This window comes from Fibrobacter sp. UWB4 (genome assembly GCF_002210345.1).
Taxonomy (GTDB): domain Bacteria; phylum Fibrobacterota; class Fibrobacteria; order Fibrobacterales; family Fibrobacteraceae; genus Fibrobacter.
Genome location: NZ_MWQI01000001.1, coordinates 1,004,446 through 1,029,061, shown reverse-complemented (window position 1 = coordinate 1,029,061; position 24,616 = coordinate 1,004,446). Strand labels below are relative to the sequence as shown.

Annotated in this window: 21 protein-coding genes; 14 read left to right on the top strand and 7 right to left on the bottom strand. The window is 47.1% G+C overall.

The window, feature by feature from the left end:
- Positions 1-14: 14 nt before the first annotated feature.
- The 7 genes from B7990_RS04360 to B7990_RS04330 all read left to right on the top strand — a co-directional run bounded on the left by B7990_RS04360 (position 15) and on the right by B7990_RS04330 (position 6,665).
- A complete protein-coding gene (locus B7990_RS04360; RefSeq protein ID WP_085490398.1) occupies positions 15-596 on the top strand; it encodes a flavodoxin family protein in 582 nt (193 codons plus the stop codon).
- A gap of 182 nt (positions 597-778) precedes the next feature.
- On the top strand, positions 779-1,606 hold the full coding sequence (locus tag B7990_RS04355; protein ID WP_088639781.1) for a TIGR02147 family protein: 828 nt from the start codon (positions 779-781) through the stop codon (positions 1,604-1,606).
- A 1-nt stretch (position 1,607) separates the two neighbouring features.
- Entirely contained in the window at positions 1,608-3,170 is a 1,563-nt protein-coding gene (locus B7990_RS04350) for an FISUMP domain-containing protein (RefSeq protein WP_176407190.1), read from the top strand.
- Positions 3,171-3,191: 21 nt separating this feature from the next.
- Positions 3,192-4,781: an FISUMP domain-containing protein gene (locus B7990_RS04345; RefSeq protein ID WP_088639779.1), complete on the top strand. Its 1,590-nt coding sequence runs from the start codon at positions 3,192-3,194 to the stop codon at positions 4,779-4,781.
- A gap of 77 nt (positions 4,782-4,858) precedes the next feature.
- Positions 4,859-5,512: a 7-cyano-7-deazaguanine synthase QueC gene (queC, locus tag B7990_RS04340; protein ID WP_088639778.1), complete on the top strand. Its 654-nt coding sequence runs from the start codon at positions 4,859-4,861 to the stop codon at positions 5,510-5,512.
- Between the two features lies 1 nt (position 5,513).
- On the top strand, positions 5,514-5,843 hold the full coding sequence (gene queD, locus B7990_RS04335; protein ID WP_088639777.1) for a 6-carboxytetrahydropterin synthase QueD: 330 nt from the start codon (positions 5,514-5,516) through the stop codon (positions 5,841-5,843).
- Between the two features lie 147 nt (positions 5,844-5,990).
- On the top strand, positions 5,991-6,665 hold the full coding sequence (locus tag B7990_RS04330) for a radical SAM protein (RefSeq protein WP_088639776.1): 675 nt from the start codon (positions 5,991-5,993) through the stop codon (positions 6,663-6,665).
- A gap of 11 nt (positions 6,666-6,676) precedes the next feature.
- Here the strand turns inward: B7990_RS04330 and B7990_RS04325 are convergent, their stop codons facing one another.
- Entirely contained in the window at positions 6,677-7,003 is a 327-nt protein-coding gene (locus B7990_RS04325) for a hypothetical protein (RefSeq protein WP_088639775.1), read from the bottom strand.
- Between the two features lie 454 nt (positions 7,004-7,457).
- Between B7990_RS04325 and B7990_RS04320 the strand changes: the two genes are divergently transcribed.
- From B7990_RS04320 to B7990_RS04310, 3 genes are read left to right on the top strand one after another with little or no spacing between them, the layout of a single operon-like run.
- Positions 7,458-8,018: an RNA polymerase sigma factor gene (locus B7990_RS04320; RefSeq protein WP_176407187.1), complete on the top strand. Its 561-nt coding sequence runs from the start codon at positions 7,458-7,460 to the stop codon at positions 8,016-8,018.
- Positions 8,015-8,791 carry a hypothetical protein gene (locus tag B7990_RS04315; protein ID WP_088639773.1) on the top strand — a complete coding sequence of 259 codons (777 nt, stop codon included), beginning with the start codon at positions 8,015-8,017 and terminating at the stop codon, positions 8,789-8,791. The genes B7990_RS04320 and B7990_RS04315 overlap by 4 nt, the downstream gene beginning before the upstream one ends.
- The gene (locus B7990_RS04310) at positions 8,778-9,407 is read left to right on the top strand and encodes a PrsW family glutamic-type intramembrane protease (protein WP_088639772.1); all 630 of its coding nucleotides are present in this window, start codon (positions 8,778-8,780) and stop codon (positions 9,405-9,407) included. The genes B7990_RS04315 and B7990_RS04310 overlap by 14 nt, the downstream gene beginning before the upstream one ends.
- 18 nt (positions 9,408-9,425) lie before the next feature.
- Here the strand turns inward: B7990_RS04310 and B7990_RS04305 are convergent, their stop codons facing one another.
- The 4 genes from B7990_RS04305 to B7990_RS04290 all read right to left on the bottom strand — a co-directional run bounded on the left by B7990_RS04305 (position 9,426) and on the right by B7990_RS04290 (position 15,789).
- Positions 9,426-10,478 (bottom strand): MBL fold metallo-hydrolase, encoded by a 1,053-nt coding sequence (locus tag B7990_RS04305; protein ID WP_088639947.1) that lies wholly within the window; start codon positions 10,476-10,478, stop codon positions 9,426-9,428.
- Between the two features lie 217 nt (positions 10,479-10,695).
- Positions 10,696-14,259, bottom strand: coding sequence for a pyruvate:ferredoxin (flavodoxin) oxidoreductase (gene nifJ / locus B7990_RS04300; protein WP_088639771.1), 3,564 nt, complete (start codon positions 14,257-14,259; stop codon positions 10,696-10,698).
- Positions 14,260-14,401: 142 nt separating this feature from the next.
- A complete protein-coding gene (locus B7990_RS04295) occupies positions 14,402-15,094 on the bottom strand; it encodes an N-formylglutamate amidohydrolase (RefSeq protein ID WP_088639770.1) in 693 nt (230 codons plus the stop codon).
- Entirely contained in the window at positions 15,094-15,789 is a 696-nt protein-coding gene (locus B7990_RS04290; RefSeq protein WP_088639769.1) for a peptidase-C39 like family protein, read from the bottom strand. The genes B7990_RS04295 and B7990_RS04290 overlap by 1 nt, the downstream gene beginning before the upstream one ends.
- A 251-nt stretch (positions 15,790-16,040) precedes the next feature.
- Between B7990_RS04290 and B7990_RS04285 the strand changes: the two genes are divergently transcribed.
- Positions 16,041-16,523 carry an FISUMP domain-containing protein gene (locus B7990_RS04285; protein WP_088639768.1) on the top strand — a complete coding sequence of 161 codons (483 nt, stop codon included), beginning with the start codon at positions 16,041-16,043 and terminating at the stop codon, positions 16,521-16,523.
- 137 nt (positions 16,524-16,660) lie between these two features.
- Positions 16,661-17,257: a hypothetical protein gene (locus B7990_RS04280; protein ID WP_088639767.1), complete on the top strand. Its 597-nt coding sequence runs from the start codon at positions 16,661-16,663 to the stop codon at positions 17,255-17,257.
- Positions 17,258-17,332: 75 nt separating this feature from the next.
- Here the strand turns inward: B7990_RS04280 and B7990_RS04275 are convergent, their stop codons facing one another.
- Entirely contained in the window at positions 17,333-19,129 is a 1,797-nt protein-coding gene (locus tag B7990_RS04275) for a glycoside hydrolase family 43 protein (RefSeq protein ID WP_088639766.1), read from the bottom strand.
- A 201-nt stretch (positions 19,130-19,330) separates the two neighbouring features.
- Between B7990_RS04275 and B7990_RS04270 the strand changes: the two genes are divergently transcribed.
- Both B7990_RS04270 and B7990_RS04265 read left to right on the top strand, forming a co-directional pair.
- Positions 19,331-20,416, top strand: a complete 1,086-nt coding sequence (locus tag B7990_RS04270; protein ID WP_173353735.1) for an HD-GYP domain-containing protein — start codon at positions 19,331-19,333, stop codon at positions 20,414-20,416.
- A complete protein-coding gene (locus B7990_RS04265; RefSeq protein WP_088639764.1) occupies positions 20,413-24,402 on the top strand; it encodes a hybrid sensor histidine kinase/response regulator in 3,990 nt (1,329 codons plus the stop codon). The genes B7990_RS04270 and B7990_RS04265 overlap by 4 nt, the downstream gene beginning before the upstream one ends.
- Here B7990_RS04265 and B7990_RS04260 read toward each other — a convergent pair.
- The gene (locus tag B7990_RS04260) at positions 24,380-24,616 is read right to left on the bottom strand and encodes a zinc-ribbon domain-containing protein (protein ID WP_088639763.1); all 237 of its coding nucleotides are present in this window, start codon (positions 24,614-24,616) and stop codon (positions 24,380-24,382) included. The two genes, B7990_RS04265 and B7990_RS04260, sit on opposite strands and share 23 nt — an antisense overlap.

Here is a 24,616-nt window from a genome sequence, read left to right as displayed (position 1 = left end):
CGGAGGTGTAAAAAATGAAGGTCATCTTGTTTAACGGCAGCCGTCGCGAAAATGGCTGTACCTATACGGCTCTGAACATCGTCGCAAACCAGCTCAAGGCCGCTGGAATCGAAACGAAAATCGTGTTTGTCGGTGGGCGAGTGCTCAAGGGCGAGGTGAACGAAGTTGTCCACGAAGCCAAGGAACTCTTGGAAACGGCGGACGGCGTTGTTTACGGTTCTCCGGTTTATTACGCCTCTCCGAGTGGCGAAATGCTGATGTTCCTCGACCGCCTCTACGGTGTTGCTGAGGCAAATCTGCTGTTCAAGCCGGCGGCAAACGTGGTTTCTGCACGTCGTGCGGGGACGACCGCAACTCTCGATGTGCTCAATAAGTACCCGACTTACGCGCAGCAGCCGCTCGTGACTTCGCGCTACTGGAACATGGTCCATGGCTCGAATCCAGAAGACGTATTGAAGGACGAAGAAGGGGTACAGATTATGAAGGAACTGGGCCGCAACATGGCTTGGCTCCTCAAGAGCATTGATGCGGGCAAGCAGGCGGGCGTCACGCAACCCGATGCCAAGCAGAAAGTCTACACCAATTTTATTCGTTAATAAATTAAAACTCTGCGGATGTTTTTTACCCGCAGTTTCTGTATTCTCAGGATACGCATGTGTTCTGAGAATTTTTTATAAAACGGATAAAATGATAAAAAATGCTTATTTTTAAATAAAAAACCGAATTTTTTGTATTCTGAAATATTGGCGATAAAACCTCAATTTGGTATTTTATAAGTATGAAGCCAATAACAGAATACGTTGATTATCGCAAAGTCATTTTAGATTTTTACAATGAAAAAAAGCAGGCGTCTGTTTTTTCGTGGCGTGAATTCGCGAAATCTTCTGGGTTTTCCTCTGCGATTTTTCTCAAGTACGTTTGTGAAGGGAAAAAGAATCTCAGCGTTTCGGCTGCAGCGTCAGTTGCTTCTGCGATGAGCTTGGCTGGTTTTGATGCGGCATATTTTAACGCCATGGTTGTCTATGCGTCAGCAAAAACGGATGACGACAAGATGAAAGCTTATGAAGAAATGTGTGCATTGGCTAAAAAACGAAGAGTCAGGACACTTGGCGCCAATGAATATGTCTTTTTTAAATCTTGGAAAAATTCGCTGATCCGTGAATTGGCTCCGGCCATGCCTGGAGCAAAGCCTTTTGAAATGGCCAAAGTCTGTAAGCCTTTGATCTCAGCTAATGACGTTGGGGATACGCTTGCTTTTTTGGAAAATGAAGGCTTTCTAAAGAAAGACGATAAAGACGTCTACCATCAAACGGACAAGACGATTTCCATTGGCTGTGTTGACGTGATTCCTGTTGCTGCAAGGAATTTACAGCGGCAAATGGGCGAGCTTGCGCTGGATGCGGTTAGCTTGTCGCCTTCGGAAAGAAGCATGTCAGGGATTACAATGGGCATAACCCGCAATGGTTATGAACGGATTGTGAAAGCTCTGGCTGAATTTAGAAAGCAGATTTTGAATATCGTATCTGAAGATGGCGATACAGAACAAGTTTACCGTTTAAATCTTCAATTTTTCCCTCTCACTGAGAATGTTCGAGGAGAACGCTAAAATGAGTTTGAAACCTATTGTTGTATTTGCCGCTTTGTGCCTTGCCGCATGTTCGGACAAGGTTGCAAGCGGTGCGAGTGAAGATGTCGGAATCACGCCTCTTGAAAGATGGCAAGTTGCGGGCGTCTCCCAGAAGGGACCTTTTGTAACAGGTTCTACAGTGAATGTGCTGGAGCTGGATGGCTCGACATTGACTCAGACTGGAAAAATCTTCAAGTCCAGTATCCGAAGCGATAAGGGTGATTTCGCTATTTCGGGATCAGGACTTGTTTCGCAGTATGCCATGCTTGAGGTGGATGGCTACTACCGCAATGAAATTACCGGTCAGGTGTCCTCAGGTTCCCTGGTCTTGAATGCCATTACGGATCTTAGTCATCGGGAAAATGTCAATGTCAACTTGTTGACGCATCTGGAATTTGATCGCGTAAAGAATCTTGTTTCGCAAGGGTACTCTGTGAAAAAGGCAAAGGACCAGGCAGAACGAGAAATCATTGTCACGATGGCGATGAACGAGTCTAGCAAAAAATTCGAAGACATGAACATCTTTGAATTGGGCGATGAAAATGGAATGCTTCTAGCCGTAAGCGTCTTGATGCAAAGCGATGTCGATGTCGCTGGCCTTACGGAACGCATGGGCAAGTTTAGCTTAGATTTGGAAACAAATGGCTCATGGAATGATTCTATAACGAGGACCGCTATTGCGGACTGGGCCTCAAGAGCATCCGAGGATAGTACTTTCAAGAATATTAGGAAGAATGTTCTTGCGTGGGGCATTTCTGATACATTGCCGAATTTTGAAAAGTACGTTGACATGTTCTGGTATGATAACTATGGCTTGGGAGAATGCACGAATTCAAACGCCGGCGATACCGCTGTTAATATGAATGATAAGAGTTCTCGGTTTGGTGATATCTTTATCTGTAACAATGAACGCTGGGAATATTCCCATAGAAAGAAGAGCCTTTATAAAGGCGATTTTGGAACTCTGGTTGACGCAAGAGATGGTCGAATCTATAAAACGGTTCAAATTGGCGATCAGGTCTGGATGGCCGAGAATCTGAAATACAGTTATCCGACAAATGAACCCTTGACGGCTTGCCTTGGCGATCTGCCGCAATATTGCGAAAATTATGGGCGCATTTATTCTTTTGCGGCGGCTATGGATTCCGCTGGGTTGTTTGGTGATGGCGGTATTGGTTGTGGTCTCTCGAGTTCGCTCTGTGATTTAAAAGAATCTTCTCGAGGGGTTTGCCCTGAAGGGTGGCATTTGCCGTCGGAAGATGAATGGACGATTCTGATAGCGACTGCGGGTGGAAATGTTACAGCCTCAAGAACATTAAGATCGGCTAATGATTTGGGTACCGATGACTATGGGTTCAATATGACAAGTCAATCTGTTGGTTTTTGGACATCGTCTAAAAGGAAATATGCAGGATCACAGTTTGATCACGTAGTTTATTTGGATGTGAACAATGAACAAGTTCTTTCTTTTTGGCCTGGTGAGTCAAATGCTTGGTTTATTGGCAGAAATGTTCGTTGTATAAAAGACCAGAAATCGAATTGATAAAAAGTGGAGAGTTTTTAAATGAATATGAAATCCCTTATGCTTTTACCATTTTTGCTGTTGGCTGCTTGTTCAGATGACATTACAGGCGCTTCTGGTGAAAAAGGTTCTACATCTCATGAAAAAACACCAGCCGGAAGTTGGAATATTTCCGGGGTGTCTCAAAAGGGGCCTTTTGTAACAGGTTCTACAGTGAATATTATGGAACTGGACAGCCTGACCTTGGAGCAAACTGGTAAAATATTCAAGTCGACAATTCGAAGCGATGAAGGCGATTTTATCATCTCGGGTCAAGGCTTTTCATCTCCATATGCGATGATTCAGGTTAAAGGCTACTACCGTAACGAAATTACAGGAAAAAGATCTTCCGGGCCTTTGACCTTGAACGCTTTTACGGATTTGAGCCATCGTGAAAAAGTCAATGTTAATTTGTTGACACACCTTGAGTTTGAAAGGGTCAAGTTGCTTGTCTCCCAAGGAAAATCTTTTAAAGAAGCTAAAACCCAGGCCGCGAATGAAGTCCTTGCGGCTATGGCCATGAATGATGCCAGCAAATCATTTGAAGACCTGGATATTTTCAAGTCGGGAGATGAAAATGCGAAGCTCCTTGCGATAAGCGCCCTAATGCAAGGCGATGTCGATGTTGCTGGCCTCACGGAACGCGTTGGCAAGTTCAGTATGGAGCTTGCCGAAGGTGGTTCCTGGAATGATTCGGCGACAAGAACCGTTATTGCGGACTGGGCTTGCGAAGTTTCTCAACGCAGATTGTTTGACGATATCAGGGCCAATATCCTTTCATGGAAAATTTCTGATTCTTTACCAGACTTCGAAAAGTTTGTGGACTATTTCTGGACGGATAATTATGGCCTTGGAACATGCTCTGCTACAAATGATGGCGATACAACTGCAAATGTGAACCCGCTGAGTATCAGAAACGGTGAAAAGTTTGTTTGTGAAAATGGACATTGGGAATCTATAGAAAAAAACTCCGGCAATTATAAAGGCATTTTTGGAACCATGACTGATGCAAGGGATGGTCAAACATATAAGACTGTTCAAATTGGCGATCAAGTCTGGATGGCTGAAAATCTGAATTACGATTACCATACACTCCAGACTTTCTCCATGTGCTATAACAAAGATCCTCAAAAATGCGATGAATATGGACGGTTGTATTCCCTAGCTGCTGCGGTGGATTCTGCGGGCCTTTTTGGCGATGGCGGAATTGGTTGCGGTAGGGGAAATGCTGAGGCGTGCAAAGTTCGAGAATCATTGCGTGGTGTTTGCCCTGAAGGGTGGCATTTGCCGTCGGAAAGCGAATGGATGCAACTGCTTGTCTCTTTAGGCGGAGTTGTTGAAGAGTCGGAAACTGATGAGGTATACCCCGTAAAAGCGAGCGGTTTCAATATAGATGATTCTGGATTTAACAATCATAGTGGAGGATGTTATTATCTTACGGGTGGTTTTTCGGGTGAAGGCTGTGATAAGTATTGGACTTCTTCAAGTAGAAATATCCCGTCAATATTGGGACTTAATTCTCAAAACGCTTCTGCCTGGGATACAGGTTGGGCACTCTCTTCATTCTTCTATGTTCGCTGTGTGAAAGATTGATTTTTTTCATAAAATTTCTATTTTTGCGATAGTCAGTTCGAGACCCATCCTGACTTTAAACAAAACTAGGAGATTTTATGAAAGACGCATTGCTGGTCTTGTCCGGTGGAATGGACAGTGTGACCTTGCTTTACGACCGCGCCGCAGATATTGCGCTTGCGGTCTCGTTTGATTACGGCAGCAACCATAACGACAAGGAAATTCCTTTTGCGCGTATGCATTGCGAAAAGCTAGGGATTCCGCACATTACGATCCCGCTTAAGTTCATGCACGACTATTTTACGTCGTCGCTGCTTTCGGGAGCGGATGCTATTCCGGAAGGGACTTACGCCGACGAGAATATGAAATCGACGGTGGTGCCGTTCCGCAATGGCATTATGCTTTCTGTGGCGGCTGGGCTTGCCGAAAGCCGTGATCTCAAGCGCGTGATGATGGCAAACCACTTTGGCGACCATGCGATTTACCCGGACTGCCGTGAAGAATTCGTGAAGAACATGTCGGCGGCGATTTCGGCGGGTACATACGCGAACATCACGATTGATGCCCCGTACACGAACATTTCCAAAGCGGATATCGCCCGCAAAGGAAAATCGCTTGGCTTGGATTACAGCGAAACTTGGTCCTGCTACAAGGGCGGCAAAATCCATTGCGGTAAGTGCGCAACCTGCCTGGAACGCAAGGCAGCTCTCGCCGAAGCAGGCATCAACGACACGACGGAATACGAGGCGTAATATGTACAGAGTTATCAAGCGTATTGAAATTTCTGGGGCTCACAAGCTCTCGCTCCCGTACGAAAGCAAGTGCCGCGGCCTACATGGCCACAACTGGATTATCACGGTGTTCTGCCAGTCCGAAACGCTCGACGAGAACGGAATGGTGGTCGATTTTTCGCGCATCAAGGATATCGTGAAAGGTCAGCTTGATCACAAGTTCCTGAACGATGTGGTGGACTTTAATCCGACGGCGGAAAACATGGCCCGCTGGATTTGTGAACAGATTCCGCATTGCTACAAGGTGCAGGTCCAGGAGAGTGAAGGCAATACCGTCGAGTACGAAGTTTAGCGGGTGAATCTAAAGCCTTGTTAAACAATAATCCCGCAATTAGTCATCCTGAGCATAGCGAAGGATCCAGTGAAGTTAAAAAATAACTGGATTCTTCCGCCTACGGCGTCAGAATGACGCAATTGACGAGAGACTTTTTGAGTTTATATGAAAGTTTGTGAAATATTTAAGAGTATCGAGGGCGAAGGGATTCGCATGGGGCAGGCTGCGGTGTTCGTGCGTCTGCACGGTTGCAACTTGCGCTGTAGCTATTGTGATTCGATGTATGCAGTCGAAGGTCCTGACTTTAAGCTGATGAGCGTGGGGGAGGTTCTCGCGGCGGTTGAAGCGTATCGCACGGAATCCGGCGTCAAGTGCGTCACGCTCACGGGCGGCGAACCGCTGAATCACGAAAGCGTGGGCGAGCTGCTTACCGCATTCAGTGATGCGGGCTATGGAGTCAACATCGAGACTAACGGAACTGTTCCTTGCAAATGGCGACTGCCTGGGCTGTTTTACACGATGGACTGGAAGTGCAAAAGCAGCGGCATGTCTGCCCGGATGAAAATGGAAAACATCGTCTCGCTTAGCGAAAACGATGTGCTCAAGTTCGTGGTGGGTAAAGCAGAGGACTTGCTGGAAGCGGAAGGAGTTGTTGCGCGACTCTCGTTAACATCTCAAGATAATATGCCCCACATCTTTATTTCGCCGGTATGGGGTGAACTCACCAACGAAGAAATTGTCAACTGGATGGTTGCAAGCAAGGTGATGACGCAAAACAACGCCCGATTCCAAGTGCAGCTGCACAAGATCGTGTGGGACCCCGACATGCGCGGGGTGTAGCGGAAAAAGGCCTAGTTTCCGGAACGTTGTTCTAGGTTGTCTTTGTTTTTTTTCTTCAGGTATTTGATAAAAAGAGTTACAGAAACGCCAAGAACGAATCCTAAAATGCCCGCCAGCACATACCCGCCTGTACTGGCCGAGAGGATGAATGATCCATAAGCGCCTGGGATGCCCGAAACTTCTGAACCGGCAAATTTCCCAATTACCGCCAAAAGGGCTATAAGGGAAATGCAGGCTGTCGTTGCAAAGAGGCTCGCCATTTTTCTATCGCGTTTTTGCCTAATGACCTTTGCTCGTCGTCTGATTTCTTTCAGGGCCTCGTCTCTTGTATATTTCATTTTGTCCTCCTTGCCTTTACACTCTTTTTATAATTAATTACCTAAATGTAGATTTTTACTCATTGCTTTTTTGTAAAAAATATGCTTTGAAATATGTACAAAAAAAGACGCTCAGGAAAAAGTTCCTGAGCGATTAATTTTGAGGTGTAATTAATAAAAAAAAGACTTTCATGGCTTTTTTGGGGCCATTTTGATCTTTTCTTCTATTAAATGCTCGTATGCGTGTTTTTACTCTATAAAATATTGTAAAAGTTAGTTTGCTTTGTTTTGGGCAAAGAAGAAATAAAGGACAAATTGTTCGAAAAAAGGACTTGCCACTCTTGACTTTGTGTTAAATTTATAGTATGTTTTTAAGCAAACATGGATAAGCTAATGAAATGACGTCTTTTGTATAAACTGAAAAAATTTGGTTTAATTAGATTGTGGTTGAGTTATCTTGATGGGAGATGGGCTCATGCCCGATATTGACGGACTGCTGTACACTAGTTTTTTGACGAATAATGATTCGAAGGCGCTTGAAGCTCTTTTTAATAAATATAGAGACGGGCTAATCTTGTTTATTTATGGATTTGTTCAAAATATAGACGAAGCTGAAGAGCTGATGATGGATACTTTTGCTGTCTTGGTGTCAGGAACGGCTTGCTACAAAGAAAAAGCTAATGCTTCTTTTAAAACTTGGCTTTATACGATTGCCAAAAACCAGGCCTTGCTCTGTTTAAGAAAGCGAAAATTTATATTCATTTCACCAGACAAAGAGTTCCTGAACAATCTAGAAGCGGATGAATGTCATCAGCCGGTTGCGGAGCTGTTGAAAAATGAGCGAAATACGCATCTTTATCGTGCAATGAAGTCTATTGATCCCTGCTATAGGCAGGCTTTATTTCTTCTGTTTTTTGAAAATATGAAACCTGAACAAATTAGCAGGATAATTAAGAAGAATATAAAGCAAACATACAATATCTTGGCTAGAGGTAAAGAATCTCTGCGTATTGCATACGAAAGGACTGCAAAATGAGCGAATTGACGAGGCTTGGTATTTTAGCGACCATAATTCAAGCTGTTGTCTTGGTTGTTGTAATTGCAAAAACAAACAAATTGATAAAAAGGGAAAAGAATTTTTTTCTTCCCTTTTTCTTTATCTTGTCAATGTCCAGTTTTTTTCTAAGCGATGTGTATTGGCTGGCTTACGATTTTTTGAAGCCTGATATCCGCATGCCAATTGCGTCGAATGAAATTGCCGAGTGCGCCATGGTTCTCCTTCTGTCTGCTGCGCTGGAATCAATTTTGACTGACAAGAGAAAATATGCGGGGGAGATTGCGTTTGCTTTTTTATTTATCGGTGCAAATATTGCATTATGGATTGTATGGTCCGGGGAATGGTTTCAGGATATTTTCTTTGGAATACCGTATATTTATTTTCTTTGGCTCATAATTCGAGGCCTCAAAACTCGACAAGCTTTATCTCAAAGAGAAATGTGGCTTGCAATGATGATGAGTGTTTTTGTTCTGATAATGCATGTCGCCATAAGGTTTATCGACGGATTTTCACAGTCTCTCGTTGTTTTTTTGTGTCATGTCTTTATGTTTGGAATGATTGTGTGGCTTGGTGTCAGGAGCGTTCGGCTGAAGGATTTTTTTGTGTCATCGGCATTTTTCCTGTGGACGAATTTGGTAATGTTCTCTAGCGTAAGTTTCTACTATTACATAGCCTTCTTTGCAAGTACGATTGCTTTGCCAATGATGTATATATCGATGAAAAAGGAGCTTTTATCTGATGATATATGCTGAAAACATATTGATATGCATTGCTGTACCGTTAGCAATTTCCCTGCTATTCACAAAGGGGAACGCTCGGCGTTTGCTGGTGTGCATTCTTACTGGTATGATTGTCTGCATTTTTTCGGCGTATATCTCGGGTTTTTTAGAAGTTGCATCTGGCTTCAGTTCCGAAGATACTTCCATTTTCTTGTCTCCAATTGTGGAGGAAGTCATGAAGCTTTTGTCGATTCTGTTCTGTATTTATGTGTTTGAAGCGTCGAATGAAGAAATACAGTTGTTCGCTGTTGGTATCGGTGCTGGCTTTGCGACTTTTGAAAACTGCTGCTTTATCATCTCGGCGGGCACTCCGCAGCTTACGTTCGTGTTGATTCGCGGATTTGCGGTTGGAGTCATGCATATTGTGACATTGGTGGCTCTCGCTAAGGGAATACAGCTTCTGAAAACGTACAAAGTATGTTCTTTAGCCGGAATTGCGGGCGTCCTGTCAATGTCCGTGACTGTTCACGGCCTTTACAATTTACTGGTCTCTCAATCTGGGATATCATCCTTTATTGGTTTTTCAATGCCGATGATATGTGCAATTTTATTGTACCTGGTAAATAGAAGGACTGAAGGATATGATTAAAAGGCGGCTTCTTAGCTTTTAATCTAGGTAAACGACTTCGCCGATTTTCGGCATCAGTACAGGCTTGCCTGATTCCTGGGCGGCCTTTTTTGCATTTTCGAGCGGTTCAAAGTACGGATGATTGCTCAGGCAAAGCTTGGAATGATGGACAGTCATGTAGCGCGATGCTCCGAGTTCTACCATTTCCTTGCTCAACTGTTCCGGCAATGTGTGGATATCGGCCCAGTTCTTGTCGTACTGTCCATTTTCGAGAATCGCGAGATCGATGCCTGGAAATTTTTGCCCGATTTTTGCAAAATGCGGTCCATAGCCTGTGTCTCCGCCAATCCAGATAGTGCGTTTTGGCGATTCAAAAATGTAAGACGCCCACAATGTCTTGTTCATAAACAGGCTACGTCCAGAGAAATGCCTTGCCGGAGTTGCTGTGATGCGAAATCCGTTGCTTTGTTCCGATACATCCCACCAGTCGAGTTCCACGAGTTTCTCTACAGGATAGCCCCAATATTCAAAATGCTCGCCAACGCCAAGTCCAATGACAACCTTTTTAACACGTGGCTCCAGTTCCTTGACGGTTTCGTAATCTAGATGATCCCAGTGATCGTGGCTGATGACAAGGTAATCGATATCGGGCATATCATTTGGCTTGTAAATGTCCGTGCCCTTGAACATCTTGTTCACGAAACTCACGGGGGAGGCTTTACGAAATACGGGATCCACTAGAATCGTTTTTCCGGATAGATTCAAAAGGTACGAGGAGTGCCCAAACCATACAATCCAGTCTTTGTCGCGGGGGAGTGATTTCAAATCAGTTTTAATTGCAGAGATTGCCGTGTCGGGTGTGGTCAAGGACTTGTCGCCAAAAAGGTATTCTTTGTAGACGGAGAGCGTACCGTTTTCGCTCGTCATCATCGTGGTCTTGATCTCGTTCAAGAACTGCTTGCCATTGTAATTCGGCGACTGCTTGATTCGCTCTAGGCGAGTGCCCTGCGGGAGCTTGCCAAAACTAGCTTGATTGATGAACAATAAGACGATAATGCCTAAAACGCAGAGAATCGCTAAGGTTATAGTCATAGGTTTCTTTTTCTTGAAAGTCATTAGCGATAATATATAATTGTTTTGCGTTATGGAAACTCTATTTTTTCGGTATAAAAAACGAGCGGCAAGAGTAGCCTCCTTCGCTTGGCAGTGGATGCCCGCTTCTAAAAAAAAGGCCCCGTTCTTTCGAACGAGAGCCTTTTCGTAAAGGGAGATGCCCGATCATGTCGGGCATGACATTACTTGTCTACAATTACACGGCCGTGTTCTGGCTCATGGCTTCGTAGTAAGCGAAGCGTGCATCCACTTCCTTCTGGAGGTCGTCGGCGAGTGCCTTAGCGACTTCCGGATTGGTGCGGGTGAGGGCCTTGAAGCGGTTTTCAGTGTAGATGTATTCTGCAACCGGAATAGTCGGCTTCTTGGAGTCGAGGATAAGCGGAGCCTTTCCTTCGGCAGCGAGGGCCGGGTTGTAGCGGAGGAGCGTCCAGTAACCGGAATCGACAGCCATCTTCTGGTGTTGAAGCTGGTTGTTGAGGTCGAAACCGTGGTTGATGCACGGGCAGTAAGCAATGATCAAGGACGGACCATTGTGAGCTTCTGCTTCCTGGAGCACCTTGAGGGCCTGAGCATCGTTTGCGCCGATGGCGATACGGCCGACGTAAACGTTCTTGTAGCTCATGGCGATAAGGCCGAGGTCCTTCTTGCCAGCGCGCTTACCAGCGGCAGCGAAGAGGGCGACGGCGCCACGGTTCGTGGACTTGGAAGCCTGTCCACCCGTGTTGGAGTACACTTCGGTATCGAGAACGAGGATGTTCACGTTTTCACCCGTGGCCATCACGTGGTCAAGACCACCGTAACCGATATCGTATGCCCAACCGTCACCGCCCATGATCCACACGGACTTCTTGACGAGGTAGTCAGCGAATTCATCGCGGAGGCTTACAGCCTTGTCGTCGCTTGCATCCTTAAGAGCTTCCTTGAGCTTGGCGACGTTAGCGCGCTGGGCCTGAATGCCAGCTTCGTCGTTCTGCGTCTGGGTCTTGAGGGCTTCAACGAGATCAGCCGGGAGCTTGTCTGCAACTTCGTCGAGGAGGCTCAAAGCCTGCTTGGCATGCTTCGTGATAGCGAGGCGCATGCCGAGACCGAATTCAGCGTTGTCTTCGAACAAGCTGTTTGCCCAAGCCGGACCGCGGCCTTCTTTGTTCTTGGCCCACGGTGTAGTCGGGAGGTTACCACCGTAAATGGAAGAGCAACCCGTTGCGTTTGCGACGACCATGCGGTCACCGAAGAGTTGAGAAACGAGACGTACGTAAGCCGTTTCGCCGCAGCCTGCGCAAGAGCCGGAGAATTCGAACAACGGTTCGAGGAGCATGGCCTGCTTGACGAGGTTCTTGTTAACCTTGGTGCGGTCAAATTCCGGGAGGTCAACGAAGAAGTCGAAGCACTTGCCTTCCTGTTCCTTGATCGGTTCCTGCGGAACCATGTTGATAGCCTTCTTGGTAGCGTCGGTCTTGTCCTTGCCAATGCAAGCCTGAGTACAAACGCCGCAACCCGTACAGTCGTAGCTGGAAACAGAGATTGCGAACACCGGCTTTGCAGAACCTTCGAGCTTGAAGCCCTTGGCTGCCGTGAACTTGAAGCCAGCCGGAGCGTTAGCAACAGCGGATTCGTCGACAACCTTCATACGGATAGCTGCGTGCGGGCAGACCATAGCGCACTTGCCGCACTGTACGCAAGCGTCCGGATTCCAGGACGGGATGTTGAGGGCGAGGTCGCGCTTTTCGTACTTGGTGGTACCGGTCGGGAACACACCGTCGACAGGCATCTTGGAGACTGGGAGCTGTTCGCCGTTGCCCTTGATGATTTCGGCAGTGACTTCGTTCACGAACTTCGGAGCGTCGCCGTGGATCGGAGCGCGGAATTCCTTCGTGCTGGTGACAGCAGACGGAACCTTGACTTCGAAGAGGTTGGCAAGAGAAGCATCGATAGCGTCCCAGTTCTTCTGGACGACTTCCATACCCTTCTTGGCGTAGGTCTTTTCGGCGTACTTCTTGATGTACTTGATAGCGGTTTCTGCATCGAGAACGTTACCGAGCTTGGAGAAGAAGCAGGTCTGCATCACAGTGTTGATGCGACGGCCCATGCCGGTCTTTGCAGCGACGGCGTAAGCGTCGATGACGAACACCTTGAGGTGCTTCTTGATGATGGCTTCCTGAACCGGACGCGGGAAGGTATCCCAAACGGTGTCAGCGGAGTGCGGAGTGTTCACGAGGAACGTTGCGCCGTCCTTGGCATACTTGAGCATGTCGACAGATTCGAGGTGCGGAGTATGGTGGCAAGCGACAAAGTCAGCTTCGTTTTCGCCAATGAGGTACGGGGCGTCAATGATGCTCTTACCAAAGCGGAGGTGAGAGGTCGTCATGGAGCCGGACTTCTTGGAGTCGTAGACGAAGTAACCCTGAGCGTAGTTGTCGGTTTCGTTACCGATAATCTTGATGGAGTTCTTGTTTGCACCGACGGTACCGTCAGAGCCGAGACCGAAGAACATAGCCTGGAAGAAATCGCTTTCGAGCTTGAAGTTCGGGTCGATCGTGAGGGAGGTGTTGCAAACGTCGTCGTTGATACCGACGGTGAAGCGGGACTTCGGTTCAGCCTTGGAAAGTTCGTCGAAGATGGCCTTGACCATAGCCGGCGTGAATTCCTTGGAAGAAAGACCGTAGCGGCCGCCGATCATCTTCGGCATAGCCATCTTGCCGGCCATCACAGCTTCGGAAATAGCAGTGAGGGCGTCCTGGAAGAGCGGTTCGCCTGCGGAACCCGGTTCCTTCACGCGGTCGAGGACTGCAATCTTCTTGACAGTCTTCGGGAGAGCGGCAACGACAGCTTCCATCGGGAACGGACGGTAGAGGCGGATGTTGACGAGACCGACCTTTTCGCCCTTCCCGTTCAAGTACTTGACGGTATCACCGATGGTGCAAGTAGAAGAACCCATGGAAATGATGACGCGTTCTGCATCGGCAGCACCGACGTAGTCCACAATGTGGTACTGACGGCCAGTGTAGCTTGCAACCTTGTCCATGTACTTCTGGACAATTTCCGGAACCTTTGCATAGAACGGGTTCACGGTTTCACGACCCTGGAAGTAAACGTCCGGGTTCTGGGCAGTACCGCGCATGGTCGGACGGTCCGGAGTCATAGCGCGTGCACGGCAAGCCTTGACGTACTTGTCGTCGATGACGTCACGGATGACGTTTTCTTCGAGAGCTTCGATCTTCATGACTTCGTGAGAAGTGCGGAAGCCGTCAAAGAAGTGCATAAACGGAACGCGGCTTTCGAGCGTGGAAGCGTGGGCCACGAGAGCGAGGTCCTGGCATTCCTGAACGCAAGAGGAGGCGAGCATTGCAAAACCGGTCTGGCGGCAAGCCATAACGTCGGAGTGGTCACCGAAAATGGAAAGGCCCTGCATGGCAAGAGCACGTGCAGTAACGTGGAAGACTGCGGGGGTCAGTTCGCCAGCAATCTTGTACATGTTCGGGATCATCAAGAGGAGACCCTGGGAAGCCGTGAACGTCGTGGTCAAGGCACCAGTCTGCAAAGCACCGTGGACGGTACCAGCGGCACCACCTTCGGACTGCATTTCAAATACGCGAGGAACCTGGCCCCAGATGTTCTTCTGGCCCTTAGCACTCCAGTTGTCGGAATGTTCGGCCATCGGGCTGGACGGGGTAATGGGGTAAATTGCAATAACTTCGCTCAACTTGTGGGCGACGTTAGCGGTTGCTTCGTTACCATCAACCGCAATCATCTTTTTTGCCATGGACTATCTCCATTTTTTAGGTTTTTTCAAAAAAATCTGATCATATACACCTTCGGCGTGTGGCACACGCAAGAAGGGCAAAAATCCAAGCTTAAAATTAAATAAGATTACCCAAAACGGACAACCAATTTTTGAAAAAAGTTTAAAAATTAAGCAGCTTTTGGTTAATCTCTATTTCGAGTCCGGCGTAACTTGGGCCGAATTTTTGACGAAGCGTGGTGGTGAGGCCGTCGGACTTGCCGAGGTAGGGGTAATTCTTGCGGATTTTAAGCCACGGGGCGCGTTCGTGGATGTTCTGGATGAGCGTTTGTGCAATTTTCACTTCGGCAGGGCGGCTCGGGTCATAGAGAATCCCGACATCGGCATCGCGCTCGACACCATTTAATATAGGCGTAAAGCTGTGAATCCCGAGGTGGATGACCTTGAGCGGAACTTCAGGCGCGTCCTTAGGTGCTTTTTTCTCGTTTTTGCGCACGTTCGGTGGTATTACGCCTGCAACAAAGCTTTCAATTTTATCGCGATATTTTTGCCAAAGGCTTAGCATGCGCGATTTCACTGTGTTTGGTAGTCCAACAGTAAATTCAGAAAAGAATGTCTTGTTGGTCGCACTGCGGTTCATATCGACAGCCAGTCTCGAGAATCGGCTAGAGCAATGGAAGTCCGGCTTTAAACGTTTTACAAGATTTGAAAATACTTTGTACGCGCCAATGTCATAAGCGCGGTGGGAGGCGAGAACGTCATCGGGAATCTTTGAATCGCGGAGAGCGCGCAGGACAAAATCCGGCACAGCGTTGCTCGCATGTTCGCAGGTAATCATCAGTGCCGGAGCTTTCATTACTTTTTCTCCACAACAAGAATGTTTCCATCGTACGTCATGACCCCCAGCAAAATGCTGTGGATCAGGCGGAACTTGTCGACTTTATAATAAGGTCCGCTTGCCATCGGGTTCGTACAATCCGGGTCTGCTACCAAGAACTGCTTCTTTTCATCGAGTCCGTAAAGCACTACGAAATGCCCCATCGGCTCGCCGTGGATGTCGTCAAAGACGGACAGGTCTTTTTCGTTTGTGTATTCGCGAGGGGAACGATAAAGATAGGTGGCGCTGAGGCCGCAAAGCACCGGAATGCCTCGTTTGAAATAGCTTTCGAACATGCTTGCGCGGAGGTCTGCGGTTGCGACTGTTCCACCAAGGTCGATGAATCGGATGTAGGCGTCAATAGCTTTTTTGAGCTTGGGGGCGTGTTTTGCCTTGTGGAGCTGAACCAGCTTTTCGCGCAGTTCGGGCATCTTGAGCTTGCTCCATGTCGGATCAAAAATCTTTAAATTGTAAGAATAAATGGTCGCCTTGAATCCGCGCTTGAGGGCGTCGATGCCAAGGAAAACGCCTAGCGTACCGCCTTCTTCCAGAAATTCAATTTCGGAAATGAGCTTTTTAAGGGGAATGTTATAGCCAAGATAGGAGTAAACAGCGTGTAGGCTAGTCGGTCCGCACGTAACATCGTCTGGCTGAGGGAGTATTTTCAAATCCATCGAGTGCCTCGTTATTAACCGTGGCGGTTTGTTCATCAAATCGTCAATCCGCGCGTAAATATAGAAAAATTTTGTAGGGCAGGTGTACTTAAACCCATCCTGGCGCAAGCGCCAACCTTATGGCTCAACCAAGACCATACAAGTATGGTCGCGGCATTCGCCTTTTAAGATTGTGGCCGACGCTATTTCTTGTTACGAGATTTTTGGATTAGTGTATTAGTTTAATGTAATTAGTTATCTTTTTTATTAGTATGAGAGATTTTTTAGGGGCATTCGTTTCAGTCTTTTTAGCAATCGCGCTATGCGCGTGTTCGGATTCTTTGGCGGGTGCTGAGGCAGGCGATACTTCTCGCTCGAATATTCTCGTTGACGCTCGCGACTTGCAGACCTACAAGACCGTTGAAATTGGTGGCCGAGTTTGGATGGCGGAAAATCTGAATTATCGGGTTGTATGGGAACGAGATGATTTTGATAGCTTGATTTATGCTGTGGGCGGTTTTGAGCATGCTGCGGACTCCTTGATTTCGCGTGGTTTTATTACGGATATTCAAGGTGGCTATTATTTTATGGGGTATTCTAGTTATTTTGACGAATTTGCCTACTTTTGGACAACCGATGAGGTCCGTGCAAATTACGCCCGCACCGTGATGCTCGAAAAAGGCCGTTCCAGCGTATCGTACGATGAAGCTTACGAAGAATTTGCCCTCTCCGTCAGATGTGTGAAATCTCGTTAATATGCCAGTTAAGAGTTTGAAGTTACTAGTTACTAGAAAATCTCTGATAACTAAGTCTTATTTACTAATAATTACTAACTTGTAAAATACTGCAATGCATCTCTAGTAACTACTAACAATTAACTAGTAACTGTATTATGCGACTTTGGCTTTTTACTTGTCCTGATGATTTTGCTGCAGAACATGACGATATCGAAGAAATGTTTCGCCGTGGTTTAACCCGTTTGATTTTGGACAAGCGCGGGCGAGGAGGCAATGCTCGCGCAACGTTCAACGATTACGACCGCTGGCTACTTGGCCTCCCGATTGAATTGCGCGACCGCATCTGGGTGCGTGGAACGCCAGACATGGCCGAAGAGCTTGATGTTCGCGGTTGCGTCTGCGATGCGCAAAGTTTCATGGGCGAGGTCCCTGAAAGCTGGAAACGCATCAACTGCGTTGCTCTTTGCAAAAATGCGGAAGAAGCCGAAAAGCTCCCGGAATGGGTGGCGGGCGCTCTCGTCGGCCCGATTATGCGGCCGCTTTCGGCGATTGAACCTGTTGAAACGCTTGGATCTTCTTTAAGCATAAACGCAAAAGCCTCCCTCATTTTATGGGGAGGCGTCGATACGGATACGATTGACGATTTCAAGAAGCTATCGCCTGCCGGAGTCGCTTCGCTCGGTGGCGTCTGGAATTACGCCGATCCGGTCAACGCTTTTGTAAAGCTTAATAGAAAGGTCATCAGCATTTAGTCAATGGTCATTGGTTTCAGTTAGGCGGCTCTGCCGCGATACTTTAACTAATGACTAGTAACTAATGACTAACAACTACCTTACTACAAACATTCCGTTCTTCGGTTTGCTTTTGAGCCTGTTGCCGAGCAAGTCGAAATAGACGGGGTTGTGGTTTAAGCGTGAATCCTTGCGGTTTTCGCGCATTCCGCGGTTACCAATGCTTACCGGAGGTTGTTCTACATACGGCTTGTCCGGGTCATCTACGACAATCCTGATTTTCTTGACGCTCTTGCAGCCAGTTTCGTTTGTGTATGTCACAGTGTAATAGCCGCTCTTGGAGCCGTCCAGATTCTTGAGAGTGTTTTCACGAGCTGAGGACTTGAAGCCGTCTGGACCTTCCCAGCTCCAAATTTTGCCATCCCACGGGTGCGGGCCAAGCTGCACTGTAGCGCCCTTGGCGACTTTCAAGTCGGTTGTTTCTTTCCAGCCGTCATCGCCAACTTTCACGTACGGGATAATCTTTGTCGGGCTGCACGGACCTACGACTTTCTTGCCGTCGCAGACGCCGATGGAATCCGGAATTTCAATCACCTTCGGTTCGAAATCTGGCGTGGGGAAGACCTTCATGAGCGCCGCCGTTTCTTGAGCGGTAATCGGGAGAATCGTGCCGTGGCGGGGCGTGAAAGCGCCGCTCGTCTTGGTGTCTTGCACGAACTTGAAATTCTCGAGGTCGGAGCTGCTTGTGAACTGGTAATGTCCGTTCATGTAGCAGTCGTACATGAGCACCCAGGAATTCTGGTTGATGAGCTTGAACACGCCGGCACCTTCGACGGCTTCGGTCGTCTGTTGCAACGCGCCGCTACGCTTGTACCAGGTCGGGGCTTTAGTGCCGTTTTCCGAGGTTAAAGTCTGCGCTTGCACCTTGCAGATGCCGCCATCGCCCTCGTTTTTGTAAAATGCATGATAAAGCTTATCTACAGGATTGTAGACGATGTCCATGTCAATGGTCGATTTGCCACGGTCAAAGAAATGGGTCGGGTCGCCTTCGAGGTCGGTAAAGTCTTCATTGGCGTAATTAAAATACACCTTGTCGTAGGGGATGGTGCCGTCGTCGGTCAACAGCGAATAATAAACGAGCGGCCTACCTTTGCTCCCGTCCTTGTTCACGTAATTGGCGTCCCAGATGGTTTCCGGGGCCCACACGCGGGTCACGTTGGCAAAGTTCTTGCCCTTGTACTTGTCCGGGAAATGCACCGTGCTGTGCTTCCAGTTGATGAGGTCGCGGGACTTCATCAGCACCATGCCGCGATTACTAGCCCAGCCTTCAGCGCTCTTCATGTCGGTATTCACCATGTAGAACCAGCCGTCAGGTGCGCGCAGGACGTGCGGGTCGCGGAGCCCTTTCTTGATACTGACCGTATCTGCAGCAACGACTCGTTTCCCGTTGTTCATGGGGGTAAAGTTGTAGCCGTCATTACTCAGGGCGTAATAGATATTTTCGTTGTCGTTTGCCGGGAAATACGCAAAGAGGTAGTTGGAGTAAGGTTCAAAGCCGTGAATGGAAACCTTGAAGGACCGCTTTTCAGCGCGTTTTGTAGTACTTTCGTTGTCGTACAGCGTTGCCGTGAGCGTTACTTCATGGTTTTCGCCTACAAATCGTCCGTTGATGCGGCCGTCGTGGCCCAAGAAAAGTGTATCGGAACTTTCCCATTTGACTGGGAACGGGCCATATTTTTTCATGGTGTCGGGAAGATTCAGATCGTTATAAAGGTCGTTTATGCCTGCTGGTTCAAGGTCATCAAGTGCCGCCCAGAACGGGGCTATTTCGACGACTTCTTGCGCCTGAACGCCAAGCGCGAACAAGGCTACCAGCGGAACAAACTTCTTCATAAAGACTCCTTACCAAGGACTAGTGACCAAAATCTATTGACCAATTTCCAAAATAAATATAATTTCAGCCGTGAAAAAAATAAAAAAGCATGGATGTTTAAAGTTTTGAAAAATTGTCCACAAAAAAATAAGTCTATTTTATGTACTTAGATGGAATAAAATGAGTTCCTGTATATAGATTACTGAGCGTATATTATGAATATGGACCGTTCTCGTTTGAAAATATTAGTTGTTGATGACACCAAGACGAATATTGATGTTTTGGAAGGCATTTTATCGAATGATTATGAAGTTTGTGTTGCTCTTAATGGTAAAAAGGCGATTGAACTCACGGAAAGGATTAAGCCAGATCTGATTCTTCTTGATGTGATGATGCCTGAAATGGATGGCTATGAAACATTGAGAATCATGCGCGAAAAGAATATTCTGCAAGGGATTCCGGTCATTTTCTTAACTGCCAAGGCCGATAGCAAGAGCGAACAGATTGGTCTTGATCTCGGTGCGGTCGATTACATTACAAAGCCCTTCAATCCGGCTCTTGTGACTCTGCGAATCAAGAATCAGCTCCAGCTAAAGCTTCAGCGAGACCATCTGCATGAACTCGTTGATGAACGTACCGCCGACCTTCGCAAGACGCTCAAGGTCATGCTCACGAGTCTGGGGTCCCTTGCTGAATACCGCGACCCAGAGACGGGCGAGCACATCAAGCGTACGCAGATTATCGTCCAGCGGCTTGCTGAAGAACTTCGCAAGAATCCGAAGTTTACGGATACAATCACTCCGGAATATATTGAAAATTTGGCCACGGCGGCTCCGCTTCACGATATTGGCAAAGTCGGTATTCACGACCGCATCTTGCGCAAGCCGGGAACCTTGACGCAGGACGAACGCGAAATCATGATGCAGCACCCGCAAATGGGCTATGATGTTCTTCAGGAAGCGACAAAGGAATTGCGTGATAGCCCGATGGTGCGCATTGCAGCCGAAATGGCTCTTGGCCATCATGAATACTGGAATGGAGAAGGTTACCCGAACCACAGGAAAAAAGATGAAATTCCTATAGGCGCAAGGATAATGGCGGTTGCCGACGTGTATGACGCCCTTGTTTCAAAAAGGCCCTACAAGGAACCGTATCCTCACGAAGTCGCCGTTGAAGAAATTATCAAGGGCCGTGGTACGCAGTTCGACCCGGATGTCGTCGATGCGTTCTTGGCAATCGCGGACCAGCTGCCTGAAATTTACGAGCAGTTCAAAGACACTTCTTCTTCCGAGGAATGTAAGGATTGACACCAAGTCCTATAAATGAAAAGAAACGCCACCTCAGTTGGCGTATTTCGCTTGTTTACACCATACCGATGCTCGTGTTTACCATCGTGATGGTGATTGTTTTTTCGAATTTCATCAAGTCTACATTAATTACATCTTCGTACAGTTCTGCCGAATCAAAATTCCAGGACAAGGTTGTTATCGACCTTGAACTGTTCTTCGCTAAACTGGAAAAGCAGTTCAAGCCGCTTCCGAAGATTTTGCAACATACAAAAGAGGCTGACGTCAAGAAGGTGCTGAAAAAGCATCTGCAGTCGTCTTCGTTTATTGTAGACATTTACTATGGAACGCAAAATGGCAAGTATGTTTCGGCTAGGGACTTTAAGCTGAACGAGAGCAAAAAGGAATTCCGCATAAGGACTTGGTACCTTGAAGCGTCCAGGCATAAGGGGCTTGCCATCACGGGTCCTGAAATCAATGAGACCGCAAAAAAGCGAGTACTTACGTATTCGTATCCGCTTTGGGAAAAAAATCGCTCGTTCATGGGAGCCGTTGCCATTGACATAGACTTGCAGAAAGTACGCCAGCTGATGGGCGAGTTTGCCCGCTCCGAAGGCGGAATCACGATGCTTGTGAGTTCCGAGAACGATAGCCTGTTTACGTATTTCCCGTATGAAACCAATTTGCACAATATCGTTACAGATACGGTTGCCGGGCTTCTGCATCTAGTTCAGGACGATATCCAGATTGATAAGCTGGACTCCGTGAATGTAACGCTCTTTGAAAAGACTAGCATAGAAAATCGCAAGTTTATTTTTATGGTAAGGCCGTTAAAGAACGCGCCGTTCTATGTTGTTCATGTCATCCAGAAAAACAAGGTCGTTGCAAAAGTCCAGGAAAACTTGAACGCCATTATTTTCGTCGTTGCGCTTGTTGTATTGGCTCTGATATTTCTCACATGGCTCATTGTGCGGTTTCTATTCAAGTTCTTCATCCAGAAAGACCTGAATGAAAGTGTCAGCTCGAGCACCATGTTTGAAACGCTCTTAGGGAGCGACAATTTTAGAATAGTCCTGACCAATGATACATTTGATATTTTGCATGCGAGTGCCTACATTGCAGAATTTTTCAATAACGGCAACGATGTCCGTGGCGAAATCCTCTGGAAATTTTTCCGTTCGGAACAGTTCAAGAAGTTTGTATATAAAGTCTCGAAAGGCGGTGAAATGCATGCCAGCGAACGGCAAATTATTATTCCGGTCAAGAGCTGTACTGGCGAAGACGCCTGGTGGAAAGTCATATTCCAGTTCCTTGTCGAAGATGATGGATCCATCCGCTATCTGTTCTTGATCTCGGATGAAACAAGCGGTATCCAGAAAGACACGATTCTCGATACGATCATGCTTTCGGCGGGTAATTCGATTCTTGTCATCTTTGATAAGAACTGCAAGGTCAAGTACATGTCCAAGCAATTGACGGATTACCTTGTTGTTGACTGGAAGGATGTGATTGGACAATCGCTTCAGAACATGTCGAAGTGCGGCATGCCTGAAAAAATAGTTGAATCTTTGCAAAAGACTTTTGATGAACAGGGTGTTTGGAAAGATACGTTTAAGCTCCAGACGCTTGATTCGCATACCGATATATGGTTCCGCGGAGAGGCGTGTACGCTCAAGGTTCAAGATGCAATTGTCGGTTACATGCTTTCGATGATTGATATTTCTGAAGTTGTGGCCGCTCGAGAAATTGCTGAACATGCGACGCAAGCCAAAAGCGAGTTCCTCGCAAACATGAGCCATGAAATTCGAACTCCGATGAATGCCATTATTGGCATGGCGCATTTGATTCAGGAAACGAAGCTTGATGAACGCCAGCTTGGATTTATTGAACGAATTAGCCATGCGGCAACATCGCTACTTGGGATCATAAACAACATTCTGGATTTCTCGAAGATTGAAGCAAACAAGCAGGACCTTGAAATTACTCAGCTTGTGTTGCAGGATGTGATAGGCGAAGTGGCGGCCCTTGCTGAAGTTCGAATTGCGGGACGACCGATTGAATTGATTGTCGATGTTGATCCGGAAATTCCGGAAATCCTGATGGGCGATCCCTTGCGCCTTTCTCAGATCTTTACGAACTTGATCAACAATGCGACCAAATTCACGGAAAGCGGAAGCATAACGCTAAGAATAACGCAGGATCAGGTAATAGGGAACAATGTCAAGCTCTCGTTCAGTGTTATCGATACAGGTATCGGTATGACTGGCGAACAGTTGCAGCATCTGTTTAACGCCTTTACGCAAGCGGACGGCTCGATTACGCGCAAGTATGGTGGAACTGGCCTTGGACTTGTCATTTCAAAGTCTCTTGTTGAACTCATGGGTGGTGAGCTTCAAGTTGAAAGCGAATACGGAAAGGGTTCAAAGTTCTATTTCTCGATAACGCTCCCCATTGCACAGCAAGCTTCCGTACCCAAGTGGAAGTCCGTTTCGACATTCAAAAACAAGAATGTCTTGTTGGTGGATGATTGTGAAAGACTTCGCGATGTGCTGAGGCATTACCTGACGAAATTGCGCTGCGTCGTCGAAGAGGCGGCTTCTGTTGATGAAGCCTTGGACTTGATTCAAGCTCACGAAGAAGCGGGCGAGACGCCATATGATCTTTTTATAGTTGATTACCAGATGCCGATCATGAATGGATTCGATTTTGTGCAGGGCCTTCCGGCTAACATGAAAAAGATTCCGAAGATCTTGATGCATCCGATTCACTTTGACGAGAAAAATTACCATCTGGCGACAGAAATCGGATTCAACAGCTGCGTCGCAAAGCCGTTGCAGATAAGTTCTTTGTTAAGTGCCATGCAGGAGGCTGTCGAAGAAAAGCTGACATACCAGAAGGCTGTTAAGACGGAGAAGAATAAGATTTTCTTTAAAGAAGCCAAAATTCTCCTCGTTGAAGACAATGAAATGAACCAGGAGCTGACCGTATCGCTTTTGAATAGCGTGGGCCTTGCAACCATGGTTGCTGCCAATGGCCAAATTGCACTTGACCTGCTCAAGAAAAATGCGTTCGACTTGGTCCTGATGGATATCCAGATGCCGGTCATGAACGGTCTTGATGCGACAAAGGCCATCCGCAGCCGTTCTGATGAGTACTTCAAGAAAGTGCCGATTGTCGCTATGAGTGCAAGGGCGTTCCAGAAGGACCGCGACGACTGTATCAATGCAGGTATGAATTCTTACATAGCAAAGCCTATTGACCCCATGCTCCTCTATGATGTTCTTGCCCAGTACTTGCCTGTAGCTGATTCTATGCCAATCGCGCAGACAACAAGTGAGCCTGAGGCAAAACCTGCCGGTACTGACGACAGCATTGTAGCGATGTTCCTGAAAGTCCGCAATTTCGATGCCGCAGCGGGGCTTTACCACGCCAATGATAACAAGAACCTGTACTTCAAGATTATTCAGGGCTTCGTACGCGATTACGGTGGTGTGGCTGTCAAGCTCAAAAAATTCTTTGAAGGTGGAGATTTTGAAGAAGCGACGCGCATCGTCCATACGATAAAGGGACTTTGCGGGACTATTGGCTCTTATCATGTGCAGACGCTTGGCGTGATGCTTGAAAATTCGCTACTCAAGAAAGAGCAGAATTACAGCGAATACAACGCCTTTGTTGAGGCTCTTGAAGATTTAATTGATGACTTGAAAATTGTCATGCAGAATATCGCCACCGAGCAGTCGAATGCATCCATTGTTATCAAGCATGTGGACCCTGAAGCCATAGGCAAGCTCACTCAAGCGGTTGAAGAACTCAAGTCGGCTGTAGAATCTTGTTCGCTTACAGCTTGCAAGCGAATTCTCGATTCGCTCGACAAGATCATGTTCTCGCAGGAACAGGATTCGCTTTTGCAGAAACTGCGAAACCAGATTGACGATTATGACTTCACTGCGGCCGAAGAAACCCTCAAGAGCTTGGAAGAGACGCTTAAAGAACCATCGCAGCCATAAACGCAAGCACGATAATCACCACAGCGACAATCGTAAGTGGGCTTGACTTTTTCTTCTTTTCGCCGAATTCATTTTCGACAATTTCATCGTAGTCGGGGAGGTCGAGGTCGCTATATTCAGCGCCTTCTTTCCAGCCGGTGTTCTTGTCGCTCCCGCAGTGGGGGCAGAATGTTGCGTTGTCTTTCAATTCGGAGTGGCAGTGAGGACAGAGCAT

Coding starts and splice junctions, on each gene's coding strand:
- B7990_RS04280 (WP_088639767.1), top strand. CDS start 16,661: ATGCGACTTTGGCTTTTTACTTGTCCTGATGATTTTGCTGCAGAACAT.
- nifJ (WP_088639771.1), bottom strand. CDS start 14,259: ATGGCAAAAAAGATGATTGCGGTTGATGGTAACGAAGCAACCGCTAAC.
- B7990_RS04355 (WP_088639781.1), top strand. CDS start 779: ATGAAGCCAATAACAGAATACGTTGATTATCGCAAAGTCATTTTAGAT.
- B7990_RS04295 (WP_088639770.1), bottom strand. CDS start 15,094: ATGAAAGCTCCGGCACTGATGATTACCTGCGAACATGCGAGCAACGCT.
- B7990_RS04330 (WP_088639776.1), top strand. CDS start 5,991: ATGAAAGTTTGTGAAATATTTAAGAGTATCGAGGGCGAAGGGATTCGC.
- queC (WP_088639778.1), top strand. CDS start 4,859: ATGAAAGACGCATTGCTGGTCTTGTCCGGTGGAATGGACAGTGTGACC.
- B7990_RS04360 (WP_085490398.1), top strand. CDS start 15: ATGAAGGTCATCTTGTTTAACGGCAGCCGTCGCGAAAATGGCTGTACC.
- B7990_RS04350 (WP_176407190.1), top strand. CDS start 1,608: ATGAGTTTGAAACCTATTGTTGTATTTGCCGCTTTGTGCCTTGCCGCA.
- B7990_RS04270 (WP_173353735.1), top strand. CDS start 19,331: ATGGACCGTTCTCGTTTGAAAATATTAGTTGTTGATGACACCAAGACG.
- B7990_RS04285 (WP_088639768.1), top strand. CDS start 16,041: ATGAGAGATTTTTTAGGGGCATTCGTTTCAGTCTTTTTAGCAATCGCG.
- queD (WP_088639777.1), top strand. CDS start 5,514: ATGTACAGAGTTATCAAGCGTATTGAAATTTCTGGGGCTCACAAGCTC.
- B7990_RS04260 (WP_088639763.1), bottom strand. CDS start 24,616: ATGCTCTGTCCTCACTGCCACTCCGAATTGAAAGACAACGCAACATTC.
- B7990_RS04345 (WP_088639779.1), top strand. CDS start 3,192: ATGAATATGAAATCCCTTATGCTTTTACCATTTTTGCTGTTGGCTGCT.
- B7990_RS04320 (WP_176407187.1), top strand. CDS start 7,458: ATGCCCGATATTGACGGACTGCTGTACACTAGTTTTTTGACGAATAAT.
- B7990_RS04315 (WP_088639773.1), top strand. CDS start 8,015: ATGAGCGAATTGACGAGGCTTGGTATTTTAGCGACCATAATTCAAGCT.
- B7990_RS04310 (WP_088639772.1), top strand. CDS start 8,778: ATGATATATGCTGAAAACATATTGATATGCATTGCTGTACCGTTAGCA.
- B7990_RS04325 (WP_088639775.1), bottom strand. CDS start 7,003: ATGAAATATACAAGAGACGAGGCCCTGAAAGAAATCAGACGACGAGCA.
- B7990_RS04275 (WP_088639766.1), bottom strand. CDS start 19,129: ATGAAGAAGTTTGTTCCGCTGGTAGCCTTGTTCGCGCTTGGCGTTCAG.
- B7990_RS04290 (WP_088639769.1), bottom strand. CDS start 15,789: ATGGATTTGAAAATACTCCCTCAGCCAGACGATGTTACGTGCGGACCG.
- B7990_RS04305 (WP_088639947.1), bottom strand. CDS start 10,478: ATGACTATAACCTTAGCGATTCTCTGCGTTTTAGGCATTATCGTCTTA.